At 64.4% G+C, this 23847-nt stretch carries 26 protein-coding genes and 1 tRNA gene; 10 read left to right on the top strand and 17 right to left on the bottom strand.

What is annotated here, in order from left to right:
* Positions 1-366: 366 nt before the first annotated feature.
* The 4 genes from BBTA_RS40585 to BBTA_RS00605 form a co-directional block, all read right to left on the bottom strand.
* The gene (locus BBTA_RS40585; RefSeq protein ID WP_168167854.1) at positions 367-525 is read right to left on the bottom strand and encodes a hypothetical protein; all 159 of its coding nucleotides are present in this window, start codon (positions 523-525) and stop codon (positions 367-369) included.
* Between the two features lie 206 nt (positions 526-731).
* Positions 732-2024 carry a TRAP transporter large permease gene (locus tag BBTA_RS00615; protein ID WP_011942650.1) on the bottom strand — a complete coding sequence of 431 codons (1293 nt, stop codon included), beginning with the start codon at positions 2022-2024 and terminating at the stop codon, positions 732-734.
* Positions 2015-2560, bottom strand: coding sequence for a TRAP transporter small permease (locus BBTA_RS00610; protein ID WP_011942649.1), 546 nt, complete (start codon positions 2558-2560; stop codon positions 2015-2017). Before BBTA_RS00610 ends, BBTA_RS00615 begins: the two co-directional genes overlap by 10 nt.
* Before the next feature lie 111 nt (positions 2561-2671).
* The gene (locus tag BBTA_RS00605) at positions 2672-3643 is read right to left on the bottom strand and encodes a TRAP transporter substrate-binding protein (protein WP_011942648.1); all 972 of its coding nucleotides are present in this window, start codon (positions 3641-3643) and stop codon (positions 2672-2674) included.
* A 769-nt stretch (positions 3644-4412) separates the two neighbouring features.
* Here BBTA_RS00605 and BBTA_RS00600 point away from each other — a divergent pair.
* The 7 genes from BBTA_RS00600 (at position 4413) to ptsN (ending at position 11053) form a co-directional block, all read left to right on the top strand.
* A complete protein-coding gene (locus tag BBTA_RS00600; RefSeq protein ID WP_011942647.1) occupies positions 4413-5027 on the top strand; it encodes a ribonuclease D in 615 nt (204 codons plus the stop codon).
* A 162-nt stretch (positions 5028-5189) separates the two neighbouring features.
* Positions 5190-5891, top strand: coding sequence for an LPS export ABC transporter periplasmic protein LptC (lptC, locus tag BBTA_RS00595; RefSeq protein WP_011942646.1), 702 nt, complete (start codon positions 5190-5192; stop codon positions 5889-5891).
* A 4-nt stretch (positions 5892-5895) separates the two neighbouring features.
* Positions 5896-6573 carry an LptA/OstA family protein gene (locus tag BBTA_RS00590; RefSeq protein ID WP_011942645.1) on the top strand — a complete coding sequence of 226 codons (678 nt, stop codon included), beginning with the start codon at positions 5896-5898 and terminating at the stop codon, positions 6571-6573.
* Between the two features lie 158 nt (positions 6574-6731).
* Positions 6732-7742 (top strand): LPS export ABC transporter ATP-binding protein, encoded by a 1011-nt coding sequence (gene lptB / locus BBTA_RS00585; RefSeq protein ID WP_011942644.1) that lies wholly within the window; start codon positions 6732-6734, stop codon positions 7740-7742.
* Positions 7743-7953: 211 nt separating this feature from the next.
* A complete protein-coding gene (gene rpoN, locus BBTA_RS00580; RefSeq protein WP_011942643.1) occupies positions 7954-9591 on the top strand; it encodes an RNA polymerase factor sigma-54 in 1638 nt (545 codons plus the stop codon).
* 72 nt (positions 9592-9663) lie between these two features.
* Positions 9664-10266: a ribosome hibernation-promoting factor, HPF/YfiA family gene (hpf, locus tag BBTA_RS00575; protein WP_008962741.1), complete on the top strand. Its 603-nt coding sequence runs from the start codon at positions 9664-9666 to the stop codon at positions 10264-10266.
* Positions 10267-10591: 325 nt separating this feature from the next.
* Positions 10592-11053, top strand: a complete 462-nt coding sequence (gene ptsN / locus BBTA_RS00570; protein ID WP_011942642.1) for a PTS IIA-like nitrogen regulatory protein PtsN — start codon at positions 10592-10594, stop codon at positions 11051-11053.
* Here ptsN and BBTA_RS00565 read toward each other — a convergent pair.
* The 10 genes from BBTA_RS00565 to BBTA_RS00520 all read right to left on the bottom strand — a co-directional run bounded on the left by BBTA_RS00565 (position 11005) and on the right by BBTA_RS00520 (position 20003).
* Positions 11005-12012 (bottom strand): sulfotransferase domain-containing protein, encoded by a 1008-nt coding sequence (locus tag BBTA_RS00565; RefSeq protein WP_011942641.1) that lies wholly within the window; start codon positions 12010-12012, stop codon positions 11005-11007. The genes ptsN and BBTA_RS00565 overlap by 49 nt on opposite strands.
* A 176-nt stretch (positions 12013-12188) precedes the next feature.
* Positions 12189-12695, bottom strand: coding sequence for a GNAT family N-acetyltransferase (locus BBTA_RS00560; protein WP_011942640.1), 507 nt, complete (start codon positions 12693-12695; stop codon positions 12189-12191).
* Positions 12696-12819: 124 nt separating this feature from the next.
* Positions 12820-13083, bottom strand: coding sequence for a DUF1150 domain-containing protein (locus BBTA_RS00555; protein WP_011942639.1), 264 nt, complete (start codon positions 13081-13083; stop codon positions 12820-12822).
* Between the two features lie 58 nt (positions 13084-13141).
* Positions 13142-13567, bottom strand: coding sequence for an Hsp20 family protein (locus tag BBTA_RS00550; RefSeq protein ID WP_011942638.1), 426 nt, complete (start codon positions 13565-13567; stop codon positions 13142-13144).
* Between the two features lie 133 nt (positions 13568-13700).
* Positions 13701-14780, bottom strand: coding sequence for a sn-glycerol-3-phosphate import ATP-binding protein UgpC (locus BBTA_RS00545; protein WP_011942637.1), 1080 nt, complete (start codon positions 14778-14780; stop codon positions 13701-13703).
* A 137-nt stretch (positions 14781-14917) separates the two neighbouring features.
* Positions 14918-15766, bottom strand: coding sequence for a sn-glycerol-3-phosphate ABC transporter permease UgpE (ugpE, locus tag BBTA_RS00540; protein WP_011942636.1), 849 nt, complete (start codon positions 15764-15766; stop codon positions 14918-14920).
* Positions 15766-16647: a sn-glycerol-3-phosphate ABC transporter permease UgpA gene (gene ugpA / locus BBTA_RS00535; protein WP_011942635.1), complete on the bottom strand. Its 882-nt coding sequence runs from the start codon at positions 16645-16647 to the stop codon at positions 15766-15768. The genes ugpE and ugpA overlap by 1 nt, the downstream gene beginning before the upstream one ends.
* Positions 16648-16716: 69 nt before the next feature.
* Positions 16717-18033, bottom strand: coding sequence for a sn-glycerol-3-phosphate ABC transporter substrate-binding protein UgpB (gene ugpB / locus BBTA_RS00530; protein WP_011942634.1), 1317 nt, complete (start codon positions 18031-18033; stop codon positions 16717-16719).
* Between the two features lie 191 nt (positions 18034-18224).
* Positions 18225-19427 carry a CaiB/BaiF CoA-transferase family protein gene (locus tag BBTA_RS00525; RefSeq protein WP_011942633.1) on the bottom strand — a complete coding sequence of 401 codons (1203 nt, stop codon included), beginning with the start codon at positions 19425-19427 and terminating at the stop codon, positions 18225-18227.
* 150 nt (positions 19428-19577) lie between these two features.
* Complete coding sequence (locus tag BBTA_RS00520; protein WP_011942632.1) at positions 19578-20003, bottom strand: organic hydroperoxide resistance protein; 426 nt, start codon at positions 20001-20003, stop codon at positions 19578-19580.
* A 169-nt stretch (positions 20004-20172) separates the two neighbouring features.
* Here BBTA_RS00520 and BBTA_RS00515 point away from each other — a divergent pair, with 169 nt between their 5' ends.
* On the top strand, positions 20173-20631 hold the full coding sequence (locus tag BBTA_RS00515) for a MarR family winged helix-turn-helix transcriptional regulator (protein ID WP_011942631.1): 459 nt from the start codon (positions 20173-20175) through the stop codon (positions 20629-20631).
* Positions 20632-20638: 7 nt separating this feature from the next.
* Here the strand turns inward: BBTA_RS00515 and BBTA_RS00510 are convergent, their stop codons facing one another.
* The 3 genes from BBTA_RS00510 to BBTA_RS00500 all read right to left on the bottom strand — a co-directional run bounded on the left by BBTA_RS00510 (position 20639) and on the right by BBTA_RS00500 (position 21700).
* Positions 20639-20890: a GIY-YIG nuclease family protein gene (locus BBTA_RS00510; RefSeq protein ID WP_011942630.1), complete on the bottom strand. Its 252-nt coding sequence runs from the start codon at positions 20888-20890 to the stop codon at positions 20639-20641.
* Between the two features lie 248 nt (positions 20891-21138).
* Positions 21139-21214, bottom strand: a tRNA-Ala gene (locus BBTA_RS00505).
* An 81-nt stretch (positions 21215-21295) separates the two neighbouring features.
* Positions 21296-21700, bottom strand: a complete 405-nt coding sequence (locus BBTA_RS00500) for a TIGR02300 family protein (protein WP_011942629.1) — start codon at positions 21698-21700, stop codon at positions 21296-21298.
* Between the two features lie 150 nt (positions 21701-21850).
* Between BBTA_RS00500 and aroA the strand changes: the two genes are divergently transcribed.
* Together aroA and cmk are read left to right on the top strand one after the other, a co-directional pair.
* The gene (gene aroA / locus BBTA_RS00495; RefSeq protein ID WP_011942628.1) at positions 21851-23188 is read left to right on the top strand and encodes a 3-phosphoshikimate 1-carboxyvinyltransferase; all 1338 of its coding nucleotides are present in this window, start codon (positions 21851-21853) and stop codon (positions 23186-23188) included.
* A complete protein-coding gene (cmk, locus tag BBTA_RS00490) occupies positions 23185-23823 on the top strand; it encodes a (d)CMP kinase (RefSeq protein WP_011942627.1) in 639 nt (212 codons plus the stop codon). Before aroA ends, cmk begins: the two co-directional genes overlap by 4 nt.
* Positions 23824-23847: the final 24 nt, after the last annotated feature.

The raw sequence follows: 23847 nt of genomic DNA, 5'->3' as shown, positions 1-23847 counted from the left end.
CGAGCCCGGGATCCCCTCGCCAAAGGCAGACGTGGATCCGCATAGCGGGCAGACATCGTGCCCCGGACCTTGTGCGGTCGGCTGAGAGCACGCCGACACCACCGGTCATTGCGTGGGGGGAAGCGACGAAGCCATGACGGTGGCGAGGCTCATGGTCTGCCTGAGATCCTGCGAGAGATTCATGCCGTCTCTCGATTTCCAGCGGCCTGCGCTCGTGCATCCGGAGCTCTCCGCCCGATCAGCTCTCTGAGCGGATGCGAGCGCCGCGGATGACGGCTGGTGACCGCTGCTGTCCTTCATTCAAGAAGGCAGACAATACATCGTTGAGCTCGATTCTCTGCGCCAGGAGTCGCGAGACGGCGACGGTCACCGGTCCTGGCTTCCTTGCTGCTCGGCGTCCGGTGCGAGGATGGCCAGCGCGCCTGTCAATCCACCTTGATGAGCCGCCCGGAGACCAAAGGCGGGCTGCTTGTCGATGTCCGGCCGGATCATCCCTCGATGAGGACAGTTCGAGGTGACGTTCATGGAAAGCTGCGGTCTACGAACTGGCTTGGGAGTTGGCGCTGATGGAGGTTCCAGACCGCCGAAACACCGCCCACCAGCTCCACAACAGCGCCAGCGTCGTACCGGACCGCTGCTGGCTTCGGCGAACTCAGCTGTTTCATCCCAGCCAAAGCGCAGGTGCATTCGCCGGCCAAGGCTCGCGACCAAGGCCGGCGAACGCGTTCCAACTATCCCTTGTAGCCCATCAGGAGGCGCGGCAGCCACAGCGAGAAGGCAGGGACGTAGGTCACGAACATTAGCGCTGCGATCAGTGCGGCGTAGAACGGCAGGATGGTGCGCATGACGGCGCCGACCGAGATGCCGCCGATGGCACAGCCGACGAACTGCGTGGTGCCGACCGGCGGGGTGTTGAGGCCCAGCGCACAGTTGATCAGCATCAGCATGCCGAACTGCACCGGGTCCATGCCGGCCTTCATCGCGATCGGCAGGAAGATCGGCGTGCAGATCAGGATGGTGGCCGCCATGTCCATGAAGGTGCCGAGCAGGAACAGGATGACGTTGATGAGCAGGAAGATGATCCAGGGCTGCGTCGAAACCTTGCTCATCAGGTCGCCGGCGAAATCGGCCACCTCGTAGAGTCCCATCAGGTACTGGAACATCGTCGAGACGCCGATCAGGAGCAGCACCACGCCGGTCGTCTTGACCGCCTTGGCGGCGGCGCGCAGGAAGTTCTGCAGCGTCATGGTGCGGTAGATGAAGAACGTCAGCAGGATCGTATAGGTGACCGCGACGGCTGCGGATTCGGTGGCCGTGAAGACGCCGGAGAGGATGCCCGCCAGGATGATGCCGACGATCAAGAGGCCCGGCAGCGCCGCTGCGAACGAGCGGAAGACCTCCGCCCAGCCGGGAAATTTGCCCGCGGGATAGCCGCGCTTCACGGCGACTGCATAGGCGGCGACCAGCATGCAGACCATCAGCACCAGCGCCGGCAGGAGACCCGCGGCGATCAGCGCGCCGATCGACACCTTGCCGCCGGCGGCGAGCGCATAGATGATCATGTTGTGACTGGTCGGCATCAGCGCACCGACCAGCGAGGCGTGGGTGGTGACGTTGACGGCGTAGTCGGTGTCGAACCCTTCCTTCTTCATCATCGGGATCATCACCGCGCCCATTGCGGAGACGTCGGCGACCGGAGAGCCTGAGACACCGCCGAACAGCGTGCAGGCGACGACGTTCGACATGCCCAAGCCGCCGCGGATGTGGCCGACGAGGTTCTTGGCGAGCTGCACGATCTTGTCGGCAACGCCGCCATGCAGCATCAGCTCGCCGCTGAAGACGAAGAACGGGATGGCCAGGAACGAGAAGATGTTCATCCCCGACATCATCTGCTGGAAGATCACCGCCACCGGCAGGCCTTCATACAGAATGGTGCAGATGGCCGAGAGGCCGATGGCGAAGGCGACGGGGACGCCGAGAACCAGGAAGCCGAAGAAGGTGGCGCCGAGAATGATCAGTTCCATGACGGGATGACCTCTTCACCGCGCAGGAGAGCAATGATGTGCTCGATCGAGAAGGAGACGATCAGGACGCCGGAGGCGACCAGCGGCACGTAGCGGATGACTTCGGGCAGGCCGAGATTGGGGATCTTCACCGTGCCGACCGAGGCACCGAGGATCCAGCCATTGTAGGCCATGGCGAGTCCGAACAAGGCGACCAGCACATGGATCACCAGCTCGATCTTCTCGCGCGTGCTGTCCGGCAGCATCACCAGGAGGCTGTCCATGCCGATATGGCCGGCGTCGCGGACGCCGACGGCGGCGCCGATCAGGGTGACATAGAGGATCAGGACCAGCGCCAGGTTCTCGGTCCAGGTCGGGCTGGAGTTGAGCACGTAGCGTCCGAACACCTGGTAGAACACGATGGTGACGATGACGAGCAATCCGGCGACGGACAGATACATGCCCAAGCGCGCGATGATGGCGTTGATCCGCGTCAGCGGGCCGCGCGACGGGCGCCCCTCCGGCGACTCGTGGTCTGCGACGTGTGGGTCTGTCATTCCCGTCCCTCTCCCCTGCCTGCGTCCGGCGTCGCCGCGTGGCGACGCCGGGGCCGGCTACTCTTGCTTGGTGATTGTTACTTTTACTTCGCGACTGTGACTTCGTGTCCGTTACTTCGTGTCCTGGATGCGCTTGACGAGGCTCGAGAGCTTCTCGTCGCCCGCGAACTTCTGGTAGACCGGCTTCATCGCGTCGACGAATTCCTGCTTGTTGGCGACCGTCACGACCTGGACCCCGGCGGCCTCGACGGCCTTGCGGGAGGCCTGCTCGCGCTCGTCCCAGAGCTTGCGCATGACCGGCACCGAGTCCTTGGCCGCCTTGCGGACCAGCGCCTGGTCCTCCTTGCTCAGCGTGTCCCAGACCTTCTTGGACATCACGAGGACCTCGGGCGCCAGCGAGTGCTCGGTGATGTTGTAGAACTTGGCGGCCTCGAAATGGCGCGAGGATTCGTAGGAGGGCCAGTTGTTCTCGGCGGCGTCGACCAGGCCGGTCTTGAGCGCGGTGTAGACCTCGCCATAGGGCATCGGGGTCGGGTTGGCGCCGAGGCTCTGGATCATGCCGACCCAGAGGTCGGACTGCTGGACGCGGATCTTCAGGCCCTTGAGGTCGGCGAGCGACTTGACCGGCGCCTTGACGGTGTAGATCGAGCGCGCGCCGCTGTCATAATAAGCGAGGCCGACCAGGCCGGCGGGCTCCATCGCGGCCAGGATCTCGTCGCCGATCGGGCCGTCCAGCACGTTGCGCATGTGCTGCGTGTCGCGGAACACGAAGGGCAGGCACAGCGCAACGGTCTCCGGGACGAAGTTGTTCAGCGGCGAGGAGTTGATGCGCATCATGTCGAGCGCGCCGATCTTGAGCTGCTCGATCGTGTCCTTCTCGGAGCCGAGGGCGCCGTTCGGAAACACCTTGACGCCGAGCTTGCCGCCGCTCGCAGCGGCCAGCTGCTTGCCCATGAACTTCACGGCTTCGACGGTCGGATAATCGGCGGGGTGCACGTCGGCGGAGCGGAAATCGCGCGCGGTCGCCAGCGGCGCCGAAACCGCCAGCACGGCGGCTGCGATGATACCTGTAAGTGCCTTCATCTGGGCTTCCTCCTGGGTTGATTATGTCGTTGTTGGGCAGATGCTGCGGGCCGCCTTGGGCCGCTTCGCTTCACATGCGAAGTCAAGCACCAATGAAGTCAAGCACCAATATGGTCCCTAGGGCGAGTGGCAATCTCTGTCCAAGCCAAATGCGGCATCGATCAATGCAAGACTTGCATCGATCGGCGGGGTGGGGCGCGAGGCAAACAAACGAGCCGGCTTGGCCGGCGCATTTGCGCCAGCAAGCTTGTCGGCAACGCGGACTGCGTGCGCAGCGCGAGGCTCTCTTTTCACAGGAGGCTCTCTCTTCACAATTCCTGGCCTACTGTCACAAGCTTCTCTCCGGACGGTGCTGCTTGAAGCAATCATGAGTTGTGGCGGGCATCAAGGCGCGGTTGGTGTCGCCGTGACTTGGGTCGGGGGCAGGGTTCGCGGTGCTGGTTGTCGGGCTCACCGCATGGCTGACCCATGGGCCCCCCCTGCGCTCGCACAAGTCCTTCCGGCCTACATGGCTGCCAAGGCATCCTGCCTGTCGGACAGGATCCCGAGCGGCCCGCCGGCCGGGCTCTCCCCCCGGTACGCTGCCAGCCCGAGCCCGGCCCTTGCATCCGGGCGGCGGGGCTGGCATTCCCTCGCTGGATCCCCGCATTCGCTTTGCGCGTTTGCCGGATGGTTACCAGCGCCGGGCTACGCCGGTTCCCGAGCGCGTCTTGCGGCGTCGGGCCTGTCCGACCCGTCCGATACCGACCCGACCGAGGTTTTGACACCCATGACCGTACGCCTGCACCGCGGCGACCTGCCTGATCTGTCCCGCTACACCTCGTCGGTTGCGATCGACACCGAAACCATGGGGCTCAATCCGCACCGCGACCGGCTCTGCGTGGTGCAGTTGTCGCCCGGCGACGGTTCGGCCGATGTGGTGCAGATCCCGAAGGGGCACACCGACGCGCCGAACCTCAAGGCGCTGCTCGCCAATCCCGCCATCACAAAAATCTTCCACTTCGCGCGGTTCGACGTCGCGACGCTGTTCCATACGTTCGGCGTCATGCCGCAGCCGGTCTACTGCACCAAGATCGCCTCGCGGCTGGCGCGCACCTATACCGACCGTCACGGCCTGAAGGATCTCGTGCGCGAGCTGCTCAATGTCGATCTCTCCAAGCAGCAGCAGTCGAGCGATTGGGGCGCCGACAATCTGAGCGAACCGCAGCTCGCTTATGCCGCGTCGGACGTGCTGCATCTGCACGCTTTGCGCGAGAAGCTGGATGTCATGTTGGCCCGCGAGGGCCGGCTGGGGCTGGCGCAGGCCTGTTTCGCGTTCCTGCCGCATCGGGCAACGCTCGATCTGGGCGGATTCGAGGCCGAGGACATCTTCGCGCATTCGTGACGGCCACCCGGGTCCCGAGCCGTTCATGACCATTAATCTCTCTTAATGATCCCGAGCCTCTCCTGCGTCGCGATTTCGCGCCAGTTCCGGGCTGCAATGCACCCGGTGCCCATGGTAGGATGATCGCTGTTTCGCGCGCGTCCCGTGTGTTTCGGAGTCCCGGTGAACTCGGTCCACAACCCCGCTTACGATCCCAGCCTTCAGGCGCGCTTCGCGGTGGCGGCGCGCCACAGCCGCTTCGTGCGGGTGTTGCGCGTGGCGGTGCCGGCGGCCGTGGGTCTGGCGATGGCGGTCGTCATCGGCGTTGCGCTGTTCAATCCGTTCCACATGGAGATCAACACCAAGAACCTCACCGGCAATCTCGTCATCTCCGGCCGCAAGATCACGATGGAGACGCCGCATCTCACCGGCTTCACGCCGGACCAGCGGCCCTATGATCTCGTGGCCAAGAGTGCCGTGCAGGACCTCACCGATCCCGATCATGTCGAGCTCAACATCCTCCGCGCCAAGGTGCTGATGGAGGATCAGTCGACCGTGACGCTGAACGCAAAGACCGGCGTGTTCGATACCAAACAGCAGCAGCTCGATCTGAAAAAGGACATCCTGCTGACGACATCGAGCGGCTACGAGGCGCGTTTGAGCCGCGCGTTCGTCGACATGGCCAAGGGCACGGTGAGCTCGGACGAACGCGTCGACGTCAAGCTCACCAACGGCACCTTGTCGGCTGACCGGCTGCGCATCACCGACAATGGCGACGTGGTGCGTTTCGAAGGCAATGTCGTGATGAACCTCGACAACATCAACGCCGCTCCGGCCGCGACCGCGAGCAGCGATCCTGGCCGTCCGGCCCGTAACGCAAAGTGACCGCATGACGACGTGTCGTTTCATTTCCGCCGCGATCCGCGGTGCCGGCCTCGTTGCGCTGGCGATGGTCGCGTGCGCCGGGGCGGTGCAGGCGCAGACGGCGGCCACCGGGGTGCCGAACGCCCTGCAGGGATTCTCGCAAAACCGTGATCAGCCGATCCAGATCGAGGCGGCCTCGCTGGAAATGCGCGACAAGAAGAAAGAGGCGACGTTCTCCGGCAATGTGAAGGTCGTGCAGGGCGACACCACTATGACCTCCAAATCGCTGGTCGTGTTCTATGATGGCGGCGCCCAGGGCGGTGCGAAGCCGGCCAAGACCATGCAGGCGGCGGCGCCGGGGCCGGACGGGAGCTCGTCGATTCGGCGGCTGGAGGCGCGCGGCGGCGTGACGGTGACCCAGAAGGAGCAGGTCGTCACCGGCGAGACCGCGGTGTTCGACACCAAGACCAACCAGATCACGATGCAAGGCAACGTTGTGCTGACCCAGTGCAAGAACGTGCTGCGCGGTGATCGGCTGATGGTCGATATGACGACCGGCGTGTCGCGGGTGGAATCCGACAGCGGCCGGGTCCAGGCGCTGCTGCCGCAGGCCTCCTCGGGTTCGGGCGGTTGCGGATCATCCGGCGGCGCTGCCCCCGGCGGCGGTGCGCCACTGTCGCTGGGCAGCACCAAAACGAAGTGACCTCAAATAGTTACCGAAAGATTGCCGGCTGCAGTTGAACCTAGCTGCGGCTGCCTCTATCTAACGCTGGGCTTTGCTCGTCCTGACAGGCTGGTGCGGCCGGACCAGTGCTGCGGTCGATGATGAGCGGCGCGTCGAAGGGCGTAAGCGAAGCAGGGATGGTGGATCTAATCGGCATGTTTCGTCGGCGTCCCGCCAAGCGCAGCCCGCAGGGCTCGGCGCGTCGGCGCGACGACATCACCGCGATGAACGATCCCTTTGGCAATTCCTACGGCGATGATCCGCTCGCGGCGCTGGCCGATTCCGTGCGCGACGAAGCGACGCCGCGGATCAATCCGCGCTCGCCGCAGAACACCGAGCAGATCCAGCGCAAGCGTCCGGCCTCGCAGCCGATGCCGGCCAAGCCGCGCAGCAATGGCAGCGGCGGCCCGCAGCTGTTGCGCCGTCCCGGATTCCTTGCCGTCCATTCGATCGAGAAGAGCTTCGGCAGCCGTCAGGTCGTGCGCGGCGTGTCGATCTACGTCCGGCGCGGCGAGGCGGTCGGCCTGCTCGGGCCGAACGGCGCCGGCAAGACCACCGTGTTCTATATGATCACCGGCCTGATCAAGGCCGATCGCGGCGCCATCGAGCTCGACGGCCATGACGTCACGCGGCTGCCGATGTATCAGCGCGCGCGGCTCGGCATCGGCTATCTGCCACAGGAGGCCTCGATCTTCCGCGGCCTCACCGTCGAGCAGAACATCCGTGCCGTGCTCGAAGTGGTCGAGCCGTCACGCAAGAAGCGCGAGCGCGAGCTCGATGCGCTGCTCGAGGAGTTCACCATCACGCGGCTGCGCAAATCGCCGTCGATCGCGCTGTCCGGCGGCGAGCGTCGCCGCGTCGAGATCGCGCGCGCGCTGGCGACGCGTCCGAACTACATGCTGCTCGACGAGCCGTTCGCCGGCATCGATCCGATTGCGGTCGGTGATATTCAGCAGCTGGTGCGCCATCTAACCAATCGCGGCATCGGCGTCCTGATCACCGACCATAATGTCCGCGAGACGCTCGGCCTCACCGACCGCGCCTATATCGTCTATGCTGGACAGATTCTCACCGAGGGCAGCCCCGAGGAGATCGTCGCCGATCCCGACGTGCGCAGGCTCTATCTCGGCGAGGAATTCCGGCTGTAGGATTACGGACGCGGTGTTCGTCGGTATTGTCGCGGGTGTGACAGGCGCGGGAAACGCTGTGATTAACGCTGTTTCCTGAAGGCTCCCCGGCGACCGGTAATCTCGTCTTCTGGCCGCGCATACTCCGTTTTTCTTATTCGTCAAGACGTGTACATCGCGCGCAGATTAGGATAAGCAAGAATTGGACCAGTAAGGGAATGTTCTTGCTCCCATGGCGTTGACGCAGAGATTAGAATTCCGCCAGTCGCAGTCGCTGGTGATGACGCCGCAGCTGATGCAGGCGATCAAGCTGCTACAGCTGTCCAATCTCGACCTCTCCACGTTCGTTGAAGAGGAGCTTGAGCGCAATCCGCTGCTGGAGCGTGCCAATGACGGTCCGGAAGCGCCGGTCGCCGGTGAGCAGCAGATGTCCGAGCGCTCCGAGTTCTCGGATGCCGGCGAGGCCGGTGGTGAGGATTTCGGCGATGGCGGCGGCGCCGCCGGTGAGAGCTTCGACGGCGCCCCGGAAGACTGGATGAGCCGCGATCTCGGCACCCGTACGGAGATCGAACAAACCCTCGACACCGGGCTCGACAACGTCTTCTCCGAGGAGCCGGCGGAGACGGCCGCGCGCAACGCCCAGGACGCTGCGCCCACCACCTACACCGAATGGGGCGGCGGCGCCTCCGGCGACGAGGACTACAATCTCGAAGCCTTTGTCGCGGCCGAGACCACTTTGTCGGATCATCTCGCCGAACAGGCCGCGGTGGCCTTCACCGCGCCCGCCGATCGCATGATCGGTCAATATCTCATCGATCTCGTCGACGAGGCCGGCTATCTGCCGGCCGATCTCGGCCAGGCTGCCGATCGGCTCGGCGCCGAACAGGCCGATGTCGATGCCGTGCTGGGCGTGCTGCAGACGTTCGATCCGCCCGGCATCTGCGCGCGCAATTTGAGCGAGTGCCTGGCGATCCAGCTGCGCGAGCTCGACCGCTATGACCCGGCGATGCAGGCTCTCGTCGAGCATCTCGATATCCTCGCCAAGCGCGACTTTGCCAGCCTGCGCAAATTGTGCGGCGTCGATGACGAGGATCTCGTCGATATGATCGGCGAGATCCGCAGGCTCGATCCCAAGCCGGGCCTGAAGTTCGGCACGACCCGCACCCAGACCATGGTGCCCGATGTCTATGTGCGTCCCGGTCCGGACGGCGGCTGGCTGGTCGAGCTCAACAGCGACACGCTGCCGCGCGTCCTGGTGAATCAGGTCTATTACTCCGAGCTGTCGAAGACGATCCGCAAGGACGGCGACAAGTCCTACTTCACCGATTGCCTGCAGAACGCAACCTGGCTGGTGCGCGCGCTCGACCAGCGCGCACGCACCATCCTGAAAGTGGCGACCGAGATCGTGCGCCAGCAGGACGGCTTCTTCACCCATGGTGTCGCGCATCTGCGGCCCTTGAACCTCAAGGCCGTTGCGGATGCGATCCAGATGCACGAATCGACGGTGTCACGCGTCACCGCCAACAAATACATGGCGACCAATCGCGGCACTTTCGAGCTGAAATATTTCTTCACCGCCTCAATCGCATCGGCCGATGGCGGCGAGGCGCATTCGGCCGAAGCGGTGCGCCACCACATCAAGCAACTGATCGATGCGGAAGATCCCTCCGCAATCCTTTCCGACGATACGATCGTCGAGAAGCTGCGCGCGGCCGGCATCGATATTGCGCGCCGCACGGTCGCAAAATACCGGGAGGCGATGCGGATCCCATCCTCGGTGCAACGCCGCCGCGACAAGCAGAGCATGCTGGCGCACGCGCTGTCGGGACCTGCCGGCGCCGACCGCACCCGGGATACCGCGTCAGTTTGACCACTGCGCAAGATTGCGCCTTAACCAAATAGGCTTAGTGTCATATTCGGTTCACATGAATCGAGGCGACACATGACCCTGCGGATTTCCGGAAAGAGCATCAGCGTCAGCGAAGCGCTGCGCGGCCGCGTCAGCGAGCGCACCGACGAGGTGCTCCGCAAGTATTTCGATGGCAACTATTCCGGCCACGTCACGCTCTCCAAGGACGGCTTCGGCTTCAAGACCGATTGCGCGCTGCACCTTGATTCGGGGATCACCCTCGAGGCCGAATCGAACGCGCCGGACGCCTATGCCAGCGCTGATCAGGCGCTCTTGATGATCGAGAAGCGGCTCCGCCGCTATAAGAGCCGGCTCAAGGACCGGTCGGCGCGCAAATCGCATGCGGCCAATGCCGCGCTGGCCGGTCTCGACGGCGCCGTGCTGGATGCGCCGAGCTATGTGATCGAGGCGCCGGCGGAGGGCGACGAGGAGATCACGGGCTACAATCCGGTCATCATCGCCGAGAACACCACCGCGTTGAAGCGGCTGTCGGTGTCCGAAGCGGTTCTGGAGCTGGATCTGTCCGGCGCACCCTGCATGGTGTTCCAGCATGGCTCCAGCGGCCGGGTCAACATCATCTACCGCCGCGCCGACGGCAATATTGGCTGGGTCGATCCGCCGGCCGTGAAGCCGTAATTTGATGGGACAGGCCGGGCGGCGCTGCAACCGCAAAATCGTTTGTTGATCAAACGTTTGCCGAAGAGGTCGCGACGTCACGCCACGGTGATGAAGAGGTGCGATGAGCGGTTTGGGGCGTTCGCGCCTTCAGGCCGCCATGCTCCGGCGATCTTAAGGATAGGCTGCCGGAACATGCTTGCGGGAGTTGGCACCGCCGTTGCGTTGGGGTAGAAGCGCCTCGCATCGGACACGGGGTTAACCCCGCCTGCCGCCTCAGCTTCTTGACGCCGGTCTGTCCCGACCTATTTCGCACACTGACGGTTCAATCACCTCGGAACGCCCTATGCCGATTACCGATCTGGTCGCACCCGAGGCGATCCTGCCGGCTTTGAAGGTCATCAGTAAGAAGCAGGCGCTGCAGGAGCTGGCGGCTCGGGCCGCCGCATTGACCGGGCAGAACGAGCGTGCCGTGTTCGAAGTCCTGCTGCAGCGCGAGAAGCTCGGCACCACGGCCGTCGGCTACGGCGTGGCAATCCCCCACGGCAAGCTGCCGAAGCTGGACAAACTGTTCGGGCTGTTTGCCCGGCTGGAACGGCCGATCGATTTCGAAGCCATGGACGGCCAGCCGGTCGACCTCGTGTTCCTGCTGCTCGCGCCGGAAGGCGCGGGGGCCGATCATCTGAAGGCGCTGGCCCGCATCGCCCGACTGCTCCGCGACCAGGACGTCGCCAAGAAGCTCCGCGCCTCACGGGATGCTCAGGCGCTGTATTCGGTGCTGGCACTGCCGCCGGCCTCCGCAGCCTGACGTCGTATCACCCCGCCCTGTAACGATCGGGAAAGCCTGCTGGCGAGCCTCCGCGCGGCGCCAAACCCGTTCGTCCGCGCGGGTATGGGCAGCGGCGTCGGCTCGTAGCCGAATTCGACGACAAGCTCCTGGAATGCCTCGCTTCGGAGCAGGTCGAAATGCTGCGGCAGCATCCGCTCCTTGTAGATGCCGATCTTCCGGCCGCGTCCTGACGACGTCAGACCGCGGCCAAGCACATCGAGCTCCGCGGCTGTCCTGCGTGGCAGTCCAAGATAGTCGCAGATGCGATGCAGGACAGGAAACGATGACCGTGCTGCATCGTCGGCCGCGAGTTCTGAATAGAGCTCTTCGAAGCGCACGGTCAGGCAGGCCGGCGAGTCCAGCCAGCTCATGAAGTTCTTGATGCCCGATCGGGGCAAAGAGAGCAGGGTCGATGTGATGCGGGAGGCGTCATCGGGGTGAGCGGCCGATCCGGCCGCCCGCAGATAGGCGTTCCACTTCCGCATCTTCGGGTACGACGCCGAGTGGTAGACGAAGTCGACCCAGCTCACGACGATGTCGCGGGGGTCGCGGACGATGAACAGCATCTTGTGTTCCGGTCTGCCCAGAAGATATTGCTCGAGATACGGACAGTACTCGGTGTGCGAGGCGCAGAAGTAACCGGAGCGCAGGGCCGACGCCCAGAGCGGGGCCGGAAGCGCGCGCCCGTAGTCCAAAGAACCGTCGGGATTGAGCTTGCTGATCGATGACGTGTAGGTGTGATAGCCGAGGTCGACATGACCGCCCAGCGCTCGGACAAGTTCAACCAGCAGGTAGGTCCCTGCTTTCGGCACGCTGTTGCAGATGACGTAGTAAGGGCTCGGCCCCGGCTGAGGACTGTCCAGAAATACGTGCCGGTTGGGTATGGTCCCGCGTGCAAGCTCGCGAAAGACGCCTGCATCAAGCCGTGATCCATGCATTTGCCATCCCTACACATGCTCGTCACACATCGGACTACCGCGTGCTGCAACGGGGACAACTTAAGGATTGGACATCTTTGTCCGGATTGTTTCTGGTTGTGAAATCGATCGCTCCGGACATCGACGGAAATGAATTTCTCGAAAATCCTTTCCGCAGCGGCTTCGTCTGTCGCTGGCTATCGCAATGATCTCGCCATGTAGCGCACCGTCTTCGTGCCGCTATGGATGCGCGCTGTCGCCAACGGCTGAAAGCCGAGTGCGGCGTGGAACGCGTCCGATTGCGGATTGGGCGGGTCGAGGTTGACCTCACACACGACGCGGTCGTGCCCGGCTTCCGTCGCCGTCCGAATCAGCTCGTCATAGAGCCGGCGCGCCAGACCGCGGCCGCGGGCGGACGGCGCGACCACGATGCGATCGACATAGACGAAGCGATCATAGCCGGCGCGAAACCATCGATAGTTCGGACTGTCATAGACAGCGTCCTGGTCCAGCGCGATCAGCAGCGCATCCGCCGCGCCGATCCGCCAGGCGCGCCACGCCTGCTCGACCAGATGCAGCAGCGCTTCGGGCGCGAGCCACGACAGTTCAGACGCGTGGGCATTGTTCAGAGCGAGCAGGGCGGCCGCGAGCTTGTCGTCGACCCGCAACTCCGTCGCGCTCAACGCGGTGATCGACGAGCTCATGCGTGGCGACCGTCCTGACGATAAAAAAGGGCCGTCCCCTGGTCAGGGGACCGCCCTCATATCAGTGCATCAGCCGCATGGGTCTCACAAGATGCCGTCGCCGGCGGCGAGGACTGCGCCCCGCTTAGTGCACGCTCACGGCCTGAAGCTCATGGCTCCACGCATTGGCGATCGCCGCTTCGCGGCTGTCGGTGAGCATGATCGGCGTGCCATCGGCGGCATGCAAGGCGAACAGCTTCAGTCCCGGCGCAATACGCGGCGCTTGCGGAAACAGGCCCGGCACGTCTTCGGAGCGGATCTGCTTCACATAGGCGATGTGACCTTCACCCAAGGTGGCCAGCGCCTCCGGGGAGACGCGGGAATCAGACGCAACATTCACTTCGTTCATGGTCTCGACTCCTTCTGAGACTCAAGCGGTCGAGTCCGCTACTCGTTCCATCACACCATTATTCGTGTTCATTGATAGCGATTGTCTTAACGATCCGCTCAGGTTCTGGCCTGGCCAGATCGACCGACAACAGCCCGTTCTTCAGATCCGCCCCGAGCACATGCATTCCCTCCGCCAGCACGAAGGTGCGCTGGAAGTGGCGCGCGGCGATGCCGCGATGAATGTATTGCCGGGACTTGTCGTCCTGCTGGCGGCCACGGATGACGAGCTGGTTTTCCTCAATGGTGACATCGAGTTGGTCACGGGTGAAACCCGCCACCGCCAGCGTGATCCGAAGACGCTCGGGCTGGCCATTGGTGCGCTCGAACCGCTCTATGTTGTAGGGCGGATAGCCGTCGGCACCTTTGACCACGCGGTCGAGCACGCGCTCGATCTCGTCGAAGCCCAGCAGGAACGGACTGGAGAGCGAAGGAACACGAGACATGGTTTACAAAGTCCTCTCGAAGCGACTTTGACGTTTCAGGGCCCTGACGGCACCCCTTGAGCAGCAATATGGTCATGATGCCAGGCGCGTTCAAGCACCTCCAAAGTCGCAAACGGCCTGTCTGTGGAAGGGGTTAAATCGGCAGCCGTTGCCGGCCGTCAACCGAGAACAGATGCAGCTTGCCGCGCGGCGCGACGGCCCGGATCCGGGCGCCGATGTCCGGCGCCGCGGTGCCCGGTAGCCGCACGATGACGTCGTTGGCGGCCGCAATGAGGCTGTCCTGGCTGTCGGAACCCTGCCGGGCGCCGTAAACATAGGTCTCCGCCCCGACATGCTCGATCGCGTCGACCCTGAGGTCGAGGCCGATCCCGCCGGCCGGAACCGTATCGGCAAGCTCGAAATCCTCCGGCCGAATGCCGAGCTGGCCGGCCTCGGCCGGAACCGCGTCGGCGCCGTGCAGCTGCGCGCGCACGCCCTCGATCGGCATCAGGTTCATCGGCGGTGCGCCGATGAAGGACGCCACGAACGTGGTCGCCGGCCGCTGATAAATTTCCAGCGGATTGCCGATCTGCTCGACCTTGCCGCCATTCATCACCACCAGGATGTCGGCCAGTGTCATGGCCTCGAGCTGGTCATGCGTGACGTAGATCGCCGTGGTGTTGAGACGGCGCTGCAGCTTGCGGATTTCGACCCGCATCGCGATGCGCAGCTTGGCGTCGAGATTGGAGAGTGGCTCGTCGAACAGGAACACCTTCGGCTTGCGCACGATCGCGCGGCCCATCGCCACCCGCTGGCGCTGGCCGCCGGACAGCTGGCGCGGCTTGCGCTCGAGCATGGTGCCGAGCTCGAGGATGCGCGCGGCGTCCTCGACGCGCGTCTTGATCTCGGCTTCGGGCACGCGGCGGTTGCGCAGGCCATAGGCCATGTTGTTGTAGACGCTCATATGCGGATACAGCGCGTAGTTCTGGAACACCATCGCGATGTCGCGATCGGCCGGCTCGATCGCGTTGACGATGCGGCCGCCGATATCGATCTCTCCCGAGGTGATCGTCTCGAGCCCCGCGACCATCCGCAGCAGCGTGGATTTGCCGCAGCCCGACGGACCGACCAGCACGCAGAACTGCCCGTCGCCGACCTCGATATCGATGCCTTTGATGGCCTCGAACCCGCCGGGATAGACCTTGCGGACGTTGCGGAGCGTGACGTTAGCCATGGGCGGGTACCGGTGATGCGTGACGAGCGAGCGATTGCTGGCGAAGAGCGAAGAGGGAGTGGCGAATAGGGGAAGGCGAATGGATCTTCATGCGCGGACGCCCCTATCCGCTAATCGCCATTCGCTATTCGCCCCGCTCACTTTTCCGTCTCCACCAGACCTTTGACAAACAGGCGCTGCATGAAGATCACGACAGCGACCGGCGGCAGCATCGCCAGCACGGCGGTGGCCATTGCGAGCTGCCATTCGGCAAGCTCGTCGGTGGTGGTCAGCATCTTCTTGATGCCGATCACGATGGTCTGCATCGAATCCTTGGTGGTGATGAGCAGCGGCCAGAGATACTGATTCCAGCCATAGATGAACTGAATGACGAACAGGGCCGCCACGGTGGTCATCGACAGCGGCAGCAGCGTGTCCCAGAAGAACCGCAGCGGGCCGGCGCCGTCGATCCGGGAGGCCTCGAGCAGCTCATCCGGGACCGTCATGAAGAACTGGCGGAACAGCAGCGTGCCGGTCGCGGAAGCGATCAGGGGCAGGATCAGCCCGGCATAGGTGTCGAGCATGCGCAGATCGGCGACGACCTTGTAGGTCGGGTAGATGCGGACCTCGACGGGCAGCATCAGGGTGATGAAGATGATCCAGAACGCCGTCTTGCGGAATGGAAACCGGAAATAGACGATCGCAAAGGCCGACAGGATCGAGATGATGATCTTGCCGACCGCGATGCCGATGGCGGTGATGAAGGAATTGACGAGCAGCACGCCGACCGGCTGGTTCATGAAGCGGGAGCCGCCGACGAACACGGCGCGGTAGTAGTTTTCCAGCATGCGCCCGCCCGGCACCAGCGGCAGATTGCCACTGACTACGGTCGCTGCGTCATAGGTCGAGGCGACGAAGGCGACGTAGACGGGAAACGCGAAGATCACGACGCCGAGCGAGAGCACCAGATACGCGACGAGATCTCGGAGCGGGCGATGCTCGACCATCAGTATTGCACCTTGCGCTCGACGTAGCGGAACTGGATCGCCGTCAGCGCGATCACGATCACCATCAGGACGACCGATTGCGCAGCCGAGCCGCCGAGATCGCCGCCGAGCCTGCCATCGGCAAACACCTTGTAGACCATCGTCGTGGTGGTGCCGGCGGGACCGCCCGACGTCACGGCATCGATGATGCCGAAGGTCTCGAAGAACACATAGACGATGTTGACGACGAGCAGGAAGAAGGTGGTCGGCGACAGCAGCGGGAAGATGATGGTCCAGAACCGCCGCAGCGGACCGGCGCCGTCGATCGCGCCGGCCTCGATCACGCTTTTCGGGATCGCCTGCAGGCCGGCGAGGAAGAACAGGAAATTGTAGGCGACCTGCTTCCAGACCGCGGCCATGACCACCAGCACCATGGCATGGGTGCCGTTGAGCATCGGATTCCAGTCGAAGCCCATGACGCGCAGCGGGCGCGCCAACGTGCCCAGGGTCGGATGGAAGATGAAGAACCACAACACGCCGGCAATCGCCGGCGCCACCGCATAGGGCCAGATCATCAGCGTCTTATAGGCCGAGGCGCCCTTGAGGTTCTTGTCGGCCTGCGTGGCGAACAGCAGCGCGACGCCGAGCGAGAGCACCGTCACCAGCGACGAGAACACGACGGTGGTGCCGATAGCGGTGTAATATTCCGGCTGAGCGAACAGGGCCTGATAGTTTTCGAGCCCGACAAATTCGGAATTGAGGCCGAATGCGTCCTCGCGCAGGAAGGACTGCCAGATCGCCTGGCTGGCCGGCCAATAGAAGAAGATCAGCGTGATCGCGAGCTGCGGCGCCAGCAGCACATAGGGCAAGAGCTTGCCGTTGAAGACGACCGACTTTTCCATGCAGTGCGCCGCGAGAGGGAGAGGCGAGACGTCCCCTCCGGGGGCGGAGGGGACATCTCAAGGACGGCTCTACTTGGCCGTTTTCTCGAAGGTGCGCAACATCGCATTGCCGCGGGCGACAGCGGAATCGAGCGCGTCCTTGGCGGTCTTCTTGCCGGCCAGCGCCGCCTCGATCTCCTCGGCCCAGACATCGCGCATCTGCACCATGTTGCCGAAGCGCAGGCCACGCGAGTTCTCGGTCGGCTCCTTGTTGGTGAGCTCCTTCAGCGGCGTCTGCAGGGTCGGATTCTTCTCATAGAAGCCGTCCGCCTTGGTCTTCTCATAGGCCGCCTTGGTGATCGGCAGATAGCCGGATTCCTGGTGCAGCTTGGCCTGGCGGTTGGTGTCGGACAGGAAGGTGAAGAACTTGGCCACGCCCTTGTACTCGTCCGCCGACTTGCCGCCCATCACCCAGAGCGAGGCGCCGCCGATGATCGAATTCTGCGGCGCGCCCGGTGCATCCGGGTAGTACGGCATCGGTGCCGAGGTGAAGTCGAACTTCGCGGTGCTCTTGGCAGTGGCGTAATAGCCCGACGAGGTCAGGAAGATCGCGCATTCGCCGGAGCCGAAGCGGCTCTCGCTGGCGCTGCCGCGACCGGAATAATCGTAGGTCTTGTCCTTCTGCAGCTCGACGAGGTTCTGCAGGTGCTTGACGTGCAGCGGGGTGTTGAATTCGAGCACCGTGTCGAAGCCGTCGAGGCCGTTGGCCTTGGTGCCGATCGGCACGTTGTGCCAGGCCGAGAACTGCTCGATATTGGCCCAGGATGCCCAGGCGTTGGAGAAGCCGCAGGTGTCGTGTCCGGCCGCCTTCAGCTTCTTGGCCGCGTCGAACACCTCCGGCCAGGTCTTCGGGATCTCGGCGACGCCGGCCTTCTTCAGCTCATCCTTGTTGATCCACATCACCATCGAGGACGAGTTGAACGGGAACGACAGCATGTCGCCCTTCGACGTCGAGTAGTAGCCGGTGATCGCCGGCAGATAAGCCTTGGGATCGAACGGCTCGCCGGCATCCTTCATGAGCTCATAGACCGGCTTGATCGCGCCCTTGGCGCTCATCATCGTCGCGGTGCCGACCTCGAACACCTGCAGGATGTGCGGCGCGGTGCCGGCGCGGAACGCAGCGATGCCGGCATTCAGCGTGTCCGGATAGGCGCCCTTGAAGGTCGGCACGACCTTGTAGTCGCTCTGGGAGGCGTTGAACTCCTCGGCGAGCCGGTTGACGATGTCGTTGTTGCCGCCGGTCATGGCGTGCCACCACTGAATCTCAGTCACCGCGTGTGCGGGAGAAACAGCGAAACCAAAGGTCGCCGTGACCACGGCGGCAGCAGCGAATTGGCGAAGTGACATCAAAATATACCTCCCATGAACGTCATCGTCGTTTGCGGCCGTTAACAGCGCCAGATGACAGTTATGTGAATGTATAGACGGCTGATCCGGCATGGGAAAGCCGTGCGAAGTGCATCGTTGAAGAGCGGTAAATCTAGCGAGTCCTCGCCGCGTCCTGGTGCGGCGCGGCGATCGCTCCGATGTGGTCGCGGTCAGCGCTTGCGTTCGGCGCAAACGGTTCCTTCAGCCAGCAGCGCCTCGATCTCGTCCGGCGTGTAGCCGAACTCGGCCAGGACCTCCTGGGCGTGCTGGCTGAACGCCGGCGGTGTCGTGCGGAGGCTCGCTTTGGTGCGTTCGAGCCGGATCGGCGATGCAACGCCCTTGTACCAGTCCTTCTCGATCACATCGCCGCGGTAGAGCGTGTGCGGATGGGTCAGGGCCTGATCGATCTTCTGTACGGGACCCGCCGGCAGTCCGGCGGCGAGCAGCCGATCGCATAACGGCTCGGCCTCGAATTGGCTGAACACCGCGGCAAGCTCGGCGCGCAGCGCTTCGCGGTTGGCAACGCGGTCCCTGTTGCGGGCGAAGCGCGGGTCGGTTCCGAGGTCGGGACGTCCGATCTCGCGTGCGAGCTTGCGGAAGGTGCCGTCATTGCCGACGCCGATGAAGATGTCATCGGTCTTGGTCGGGAAGATCGCGTAGGGCACCAAATTGGGATGCTCGTTGCCGGTCAGCGACGGCGGCTTGCCGTGCATGAAGTAGTTCGCGGTGTGCGGATGCATGATCGCAAGGCCGGTCTCGTACAGCGTCACTTCGAGGAACTGGCCGATCCCTGAGCGCTGCCGCTCCGACAGCGCCATCAGGATGCCGATGGCGGCATAGAGCCCCGTGGTGATGTCGACCAGCGGCACGCCGATGCGCATCGGGCCGCTCTCCGGTGAGCCGGTCGCGGCGATCATGCCGGTCATCGCCTGGATGATGGCGTCATAGCCCGGATTACCGCCACGCGGCCCGTCGGCGCCGAAGCCGCAGATGCGGCAGTGCACGAGTTTCGGAAATTTCTCGCGCAGCGCATCGCTGCCGATACCCCACTTCTCGAGCGTGCCCGGCTTGAAGTTCTCGATCAGCACATCGGCGGTCTCGAGCATCTTCAGAAGCACCACGCGGCCGCCGTCCGAGGCGAGGTCGAGGCCGATCGAACGCTTGTTGCGGTTGATGCCGACGAAATACGCCGCGTCCTCGTCGTGGAAGGGCGGGCCCCAGTCGCGCACCTCGTCGCCGGCCGGCGGCTCGACCTTGATCACGTCGGCGCCGTGATCGGCCAGGATCTGCGTGCAATAGGGGCCGCCGAGCACACGCGTGAGATCGATCACGCGCAGTCCGGCCATGGCGCCGGGAGCAAATTGGGGTGTCATCGGATGTCGCGAGGTTGGATTGAACTCGCGGTCATTAAGCACTGCCAAGGCGCAGGTGCAAACGCGTCGGGCCATGGCAGCCCTCGCCAGAGACGGGGGCTGCCATGCGGAAGGTCCGAGAGCGGCTGTGCCGCAGGGTGGAATTCAGCCTCAGATGACGCTGAGCTTCACGTCCACATTGTTGCGGGTCGCGTTCGAGTACGGGCACACTTGGTGGGCCTTCTCGACCAGCGCCTCGGCATCCGCCTTGGCAAGGCCGGGCAGCGCGACCGCGAGCTCGACGGTGATGCCGAAGCCGCCTTCGGAACGCGGGCCGATGCCGACCGTTGACGTCACCGAGGCGTCGGCCGGAACCTTCGGGCCGCCTTGCGACGCAACGAACTTCATGGCGCCGATGAAGCAGGCGGCGTAGCCGGCTGCGAACAGCTGCTCCGGATTGTTGCCGGCGCCGCCGCCACCGCCGAGCTCCTTCGGCGTGGAGAGCTTGACGCTCAGCGAGCCGTCGAGAGTGGCCGCCTCACCATCGCGGCCGCCGGTGGCCTTGGCGCTGGTCTTGTAGAGCACGTTCACGGACATGGGGTGTCTCCGGGTTGATGACGAATTCAATGACGCCATATTGCATACAATTAGATTGTGCACAATACGATTGTGCGGTAGAAAAATCGTGATCGGCGCTGGCCCCTCATTGTCGCTAGGGGAACCGTGGGCCAAAGATGCCGGACAGGATCGATCTGTGGTGACCTCGATGCGAAAGAAATCCGCGGCCGATGTGCCGCTCCAGCTCGGCAACCAGCTCTGCTTCGCGGTCTATTCGACGGCCCACGCCTTCAACCGCGTCTACAAGCCGCTGCTCGACCGTCTCGGTCTGACCTATCCGCAATATCTGGTCATGCTGGTGCTGTGGGAAAGGGATGGGCTGTCGGTGAAGGAGATCGGCGAGCGGCTGTACCTCGACTCGGGCACCCTGACGCCACTGCTGAAGCGGATGGAGGCGGCGCATCTGCTGAAGCGCACACGTTCGGCAGCGGATGAGCGACAGGTGCTGGTCGCGCTGACCGCGCAGGGCGCCGCGCTGCGAGACAAGGCCAAGGCCATCATCCCGCCGGCGATCCTCGATGCCACAGGCTGCTCGCTCGCGGAGCTTGCCGACCTGCATGGCAAACTGGTGCGGCTGCGGGAACAACTGAATGCGGCGGCGGGGTGAGAGAGGCTCAACACGGCCGGACAAGCCGCTTCTTCGAAAACGCTCGCCCGGAATGCGACTTCAGATAGGCCTCGAATGCGAGCGCGTTCGACTTGTCCGGAAGCGCGCAATACCAGACCAATGTCCACGGCATGAATTTGGACGTGTGGGCCGAGCGGCCGGCGTTGTGATCTTTGAGGCGCTGCCTCAGGTCGGCGGTTGCGCCGACATATTCCTGGTCGGGAAAGGTTACGCTACGGATGATGTAGACGTACCACATGCGAAGGTGCTCGCCGCGAAGGACCTCGAGTGGGCATTTTGCATGTGGTCATCAAGTCTGTCAGCCCGGCTGCGTTCGCACGGAATCAGGGCGTAGCCAAAGGGATAGCGCGATTTGGGAGATAACGAACCTGGAAAAGGTAGCGAGCCTGTTGAAGCCCGGCTTCGCCAAGAGGCTTCGCCGGGCACCACGCTTCGCCCTTCGGGCTCCGTCGTGGCTGCGCCACGCGTAGCCCGAAGGGCGAAGCGTGGTGGAGCCAGGCGGGATCGAACCGCCGACCTCTTGCATGCCATGCAAGCGCTCTCCCAGCTGAGCTATGGCCCCTGAACCGAACCGGCGGTCTGGGCGACCGCCGGGGAGCACCGTGAACCACAGTTCGCGGACGATCTCAAGTGTCTTGATCGATTATTCTTCGTCGCCGCCCACATCGCCGATGATGTCGGTGACATCCTCGTCGCCTTCTTCCTCGTCGGCGATGAAGGTGGAATCATCATCCTCGTCGTCGTCGAGGGTCTCGTCGATCTCGATGTCGTCCTCGGTCTCGGGCACGACGGCCTTGACCTTGCCGGTGTTTTCCTCGGCATCGGCCTCCTCGAGCGGCACCAACTCCTCGGCCTCGGCGGGCTCAACCACGTCGGCGGCCGCGGCAGCGCGAGCAGCCTCGCCGCGCATGGCCCGGGTCGGCGCCACCGGCGCGATCGGCACGACCTCGCCGGTGTAGGGCGAAATCACCGGGTTCTTGTTGAGGTCATAGAACTTTTTGCCCGTCGTCGGGCAAATGCGTTTGGTTCCGAGCTCGGATTTGGCCACGTGCAGGCGTCCTGGCAATGTCTGAAAAGCGGTGTCTCACTTGGCTAGTTGCCGCGCCGCTGTCAATAGCGCTTTCAACCGGAAATCACGGCCCGTGACGGGCGCGGGCCCCTGTGATACCTGCCGGCTTCGAACCAGAAGGACCCCGCCGTGAGCGCGCCAGCCGCCCCGATCCCCCTCGAATCTCGCGCCTCAGGGCCGCTCTCGGGCACCTTGCGCGTGCCCGGCGACAAATCGATCTCGCACCGGGCGCTGATCCTGGGGGCGCTGTCGGTGGGCGAGACGCGGATTTCCGGGCTGCTCGAGGGCGAGGATGTCCTCAACACCGCGCAAGCGATGCGGGCGCTCGGCGCGAAAGTCGAACGTCACGGCGACTTCGCCTGGACGGTGCACGGCGTCGGCGTCGGCGGCTTTGCCCAGCCGGCGGCGACGCTCGATTTCGGCAACTCCGGCACCGGCTGCCGGCTGGTCATGGGCGCCGTGGCCGGCTGCCCGATCACCGCGGTGTTCGACGGCGATGCCTCGCTGCGCAGCCGCCCGATGCGTCGCATCCTCGATCCGCTGGAGCTGATCGGCGCCAAGGTGACCGCCAGCGCCGAGGGCGGCAAGCTTCCGTTAACCCTGCAGGGCGCCAGCAACCCGGTGCCGGTCGTGTATCGGACGCCGGTGGCCTCGGCCCAGATCAAATCGGCCGTGCTGCTGGCTGGCCTGGCGGCGCCCGGCGTCACCACCGTGATCGAGCAGGAGGCCAGCCGCGACCATACCGAGCTGATGCTGAAGCATTTCGGCGCCGAGATCGTCACCACCCTGGAAGGGACCCATGGCCGCCGCATCGCGCTCACCGGACAGCCGGAGCTGCACGGCGCGCCGGTCATCGTCCCGGCCGATCCGTCCTCGGCCGCGTTCCCGCTGGTCGCCGCCCTGATCGTCGACGGCTCGGATCTCGTGCTGTCGGATGTCATGACCAATCCGCTGCGCACCGGCCTGTTCGCGACCTTGCGCGAGATGGGCGCCTCGATCGAAGAGGACGATGTCCGCGGCGATGCCGGCGAGCCGATGGTCCGCTTGCGCGTGCGGGCCTCGAAGCTGCGCGGCGTCGAGGTTCCGCCGGAGCGGGCGCCGTCGATGATCGACGAATATCTCGTGCTGGCGGTGGCCGCCGCTTATGCCGAGGGCACGACCATCATGCGCGGCCTGCACGAGCTTCGCGTCAAGGAATCCGACCGGCTCGAGGCCACCGCAGCCATGCTGCGCGTCAACGGCGTCAAGGTCGAGATCTCCGATGACGATCTGATCGTCGAGGGCCGCGGCCACGTGCCGGGCGGCGGGCTGGTCGCGACCCATATGGACCACCGCATCGCGATGTCCGCTCTGGTGATGGGGCTCGCGTCGGACAAGCCGGTCAAGGTCGACGACACCGCCTTCATCGCCACCAGCTTTCCGGACTTTGTTCCGCTGATGTGCAAGGCAGGGGCGGATTTCGCATGATCATCGCCATCGACGGCCCGGCGGCCTCGGGTAAGGGCACCATGGCCAAGCGCCTCGCAGCGCATTACGGCCTCAGGCATCTGGATACGGGCGTGATCTATCGCGCCGTTGCGCATGCAATGCTGGCCGCCGGCATCGACCTGAAGGATGAGGCCCGGGCGGCGGAGGTCGCGATGACCCTGGACCCGTCGACCTTCGACAATCCGGCGCTCCGGTCCCACGACGTCGGGTCCGCCGCCTCCGTGGTGTCGGCGCTGCCGCGGGTGCGCGAGGCGCTGGTGGCTTTCCAACGCCAGTTCGCCAGCGCGCCGCCGGGCGCCGTGCTCGACGGCCGTGACATTGGAACCGTGATCTGCCCGGACGCCGAGGTGAAGATCTACGTGGTGGCCGATCCGCGCATCCGGGCGCATCGGCGTACCCTCGAGGCGCGGTCCCGCGGCGAGCCGGCGGACGAGGCGGCCATTCTGGCCGACATCCTGGCACGCGACGAACGCGACCAGAACCGGGCCGTCGCCCCTTTGAAACAAGCCCCGGATGCTTACTTGCTTGATAACTCCCATTTGGATATAGAAGGCGGCGTCCGGGCCGCCATCGATATCGTCGAGGCCGTTCGAGCGGGCCGCCAGCGGGTCTGATTTCCGTCGGCGTCATTGGAGGAA

The organism is Bradyrhizobium sp. BTAi1, assembly GCF_000015165.1.
GTDB classification, from domain to species: Bacteria; Pseudomonadota; Alphaproteobacteria; order Rhizobiales; family Xanthobacteraceae; genus Bradyrhizobium; species Bradyrhizobium denitrificans.
This window is presented reverse-complemented; position numbering and strand designations above follow the sequence as displayed.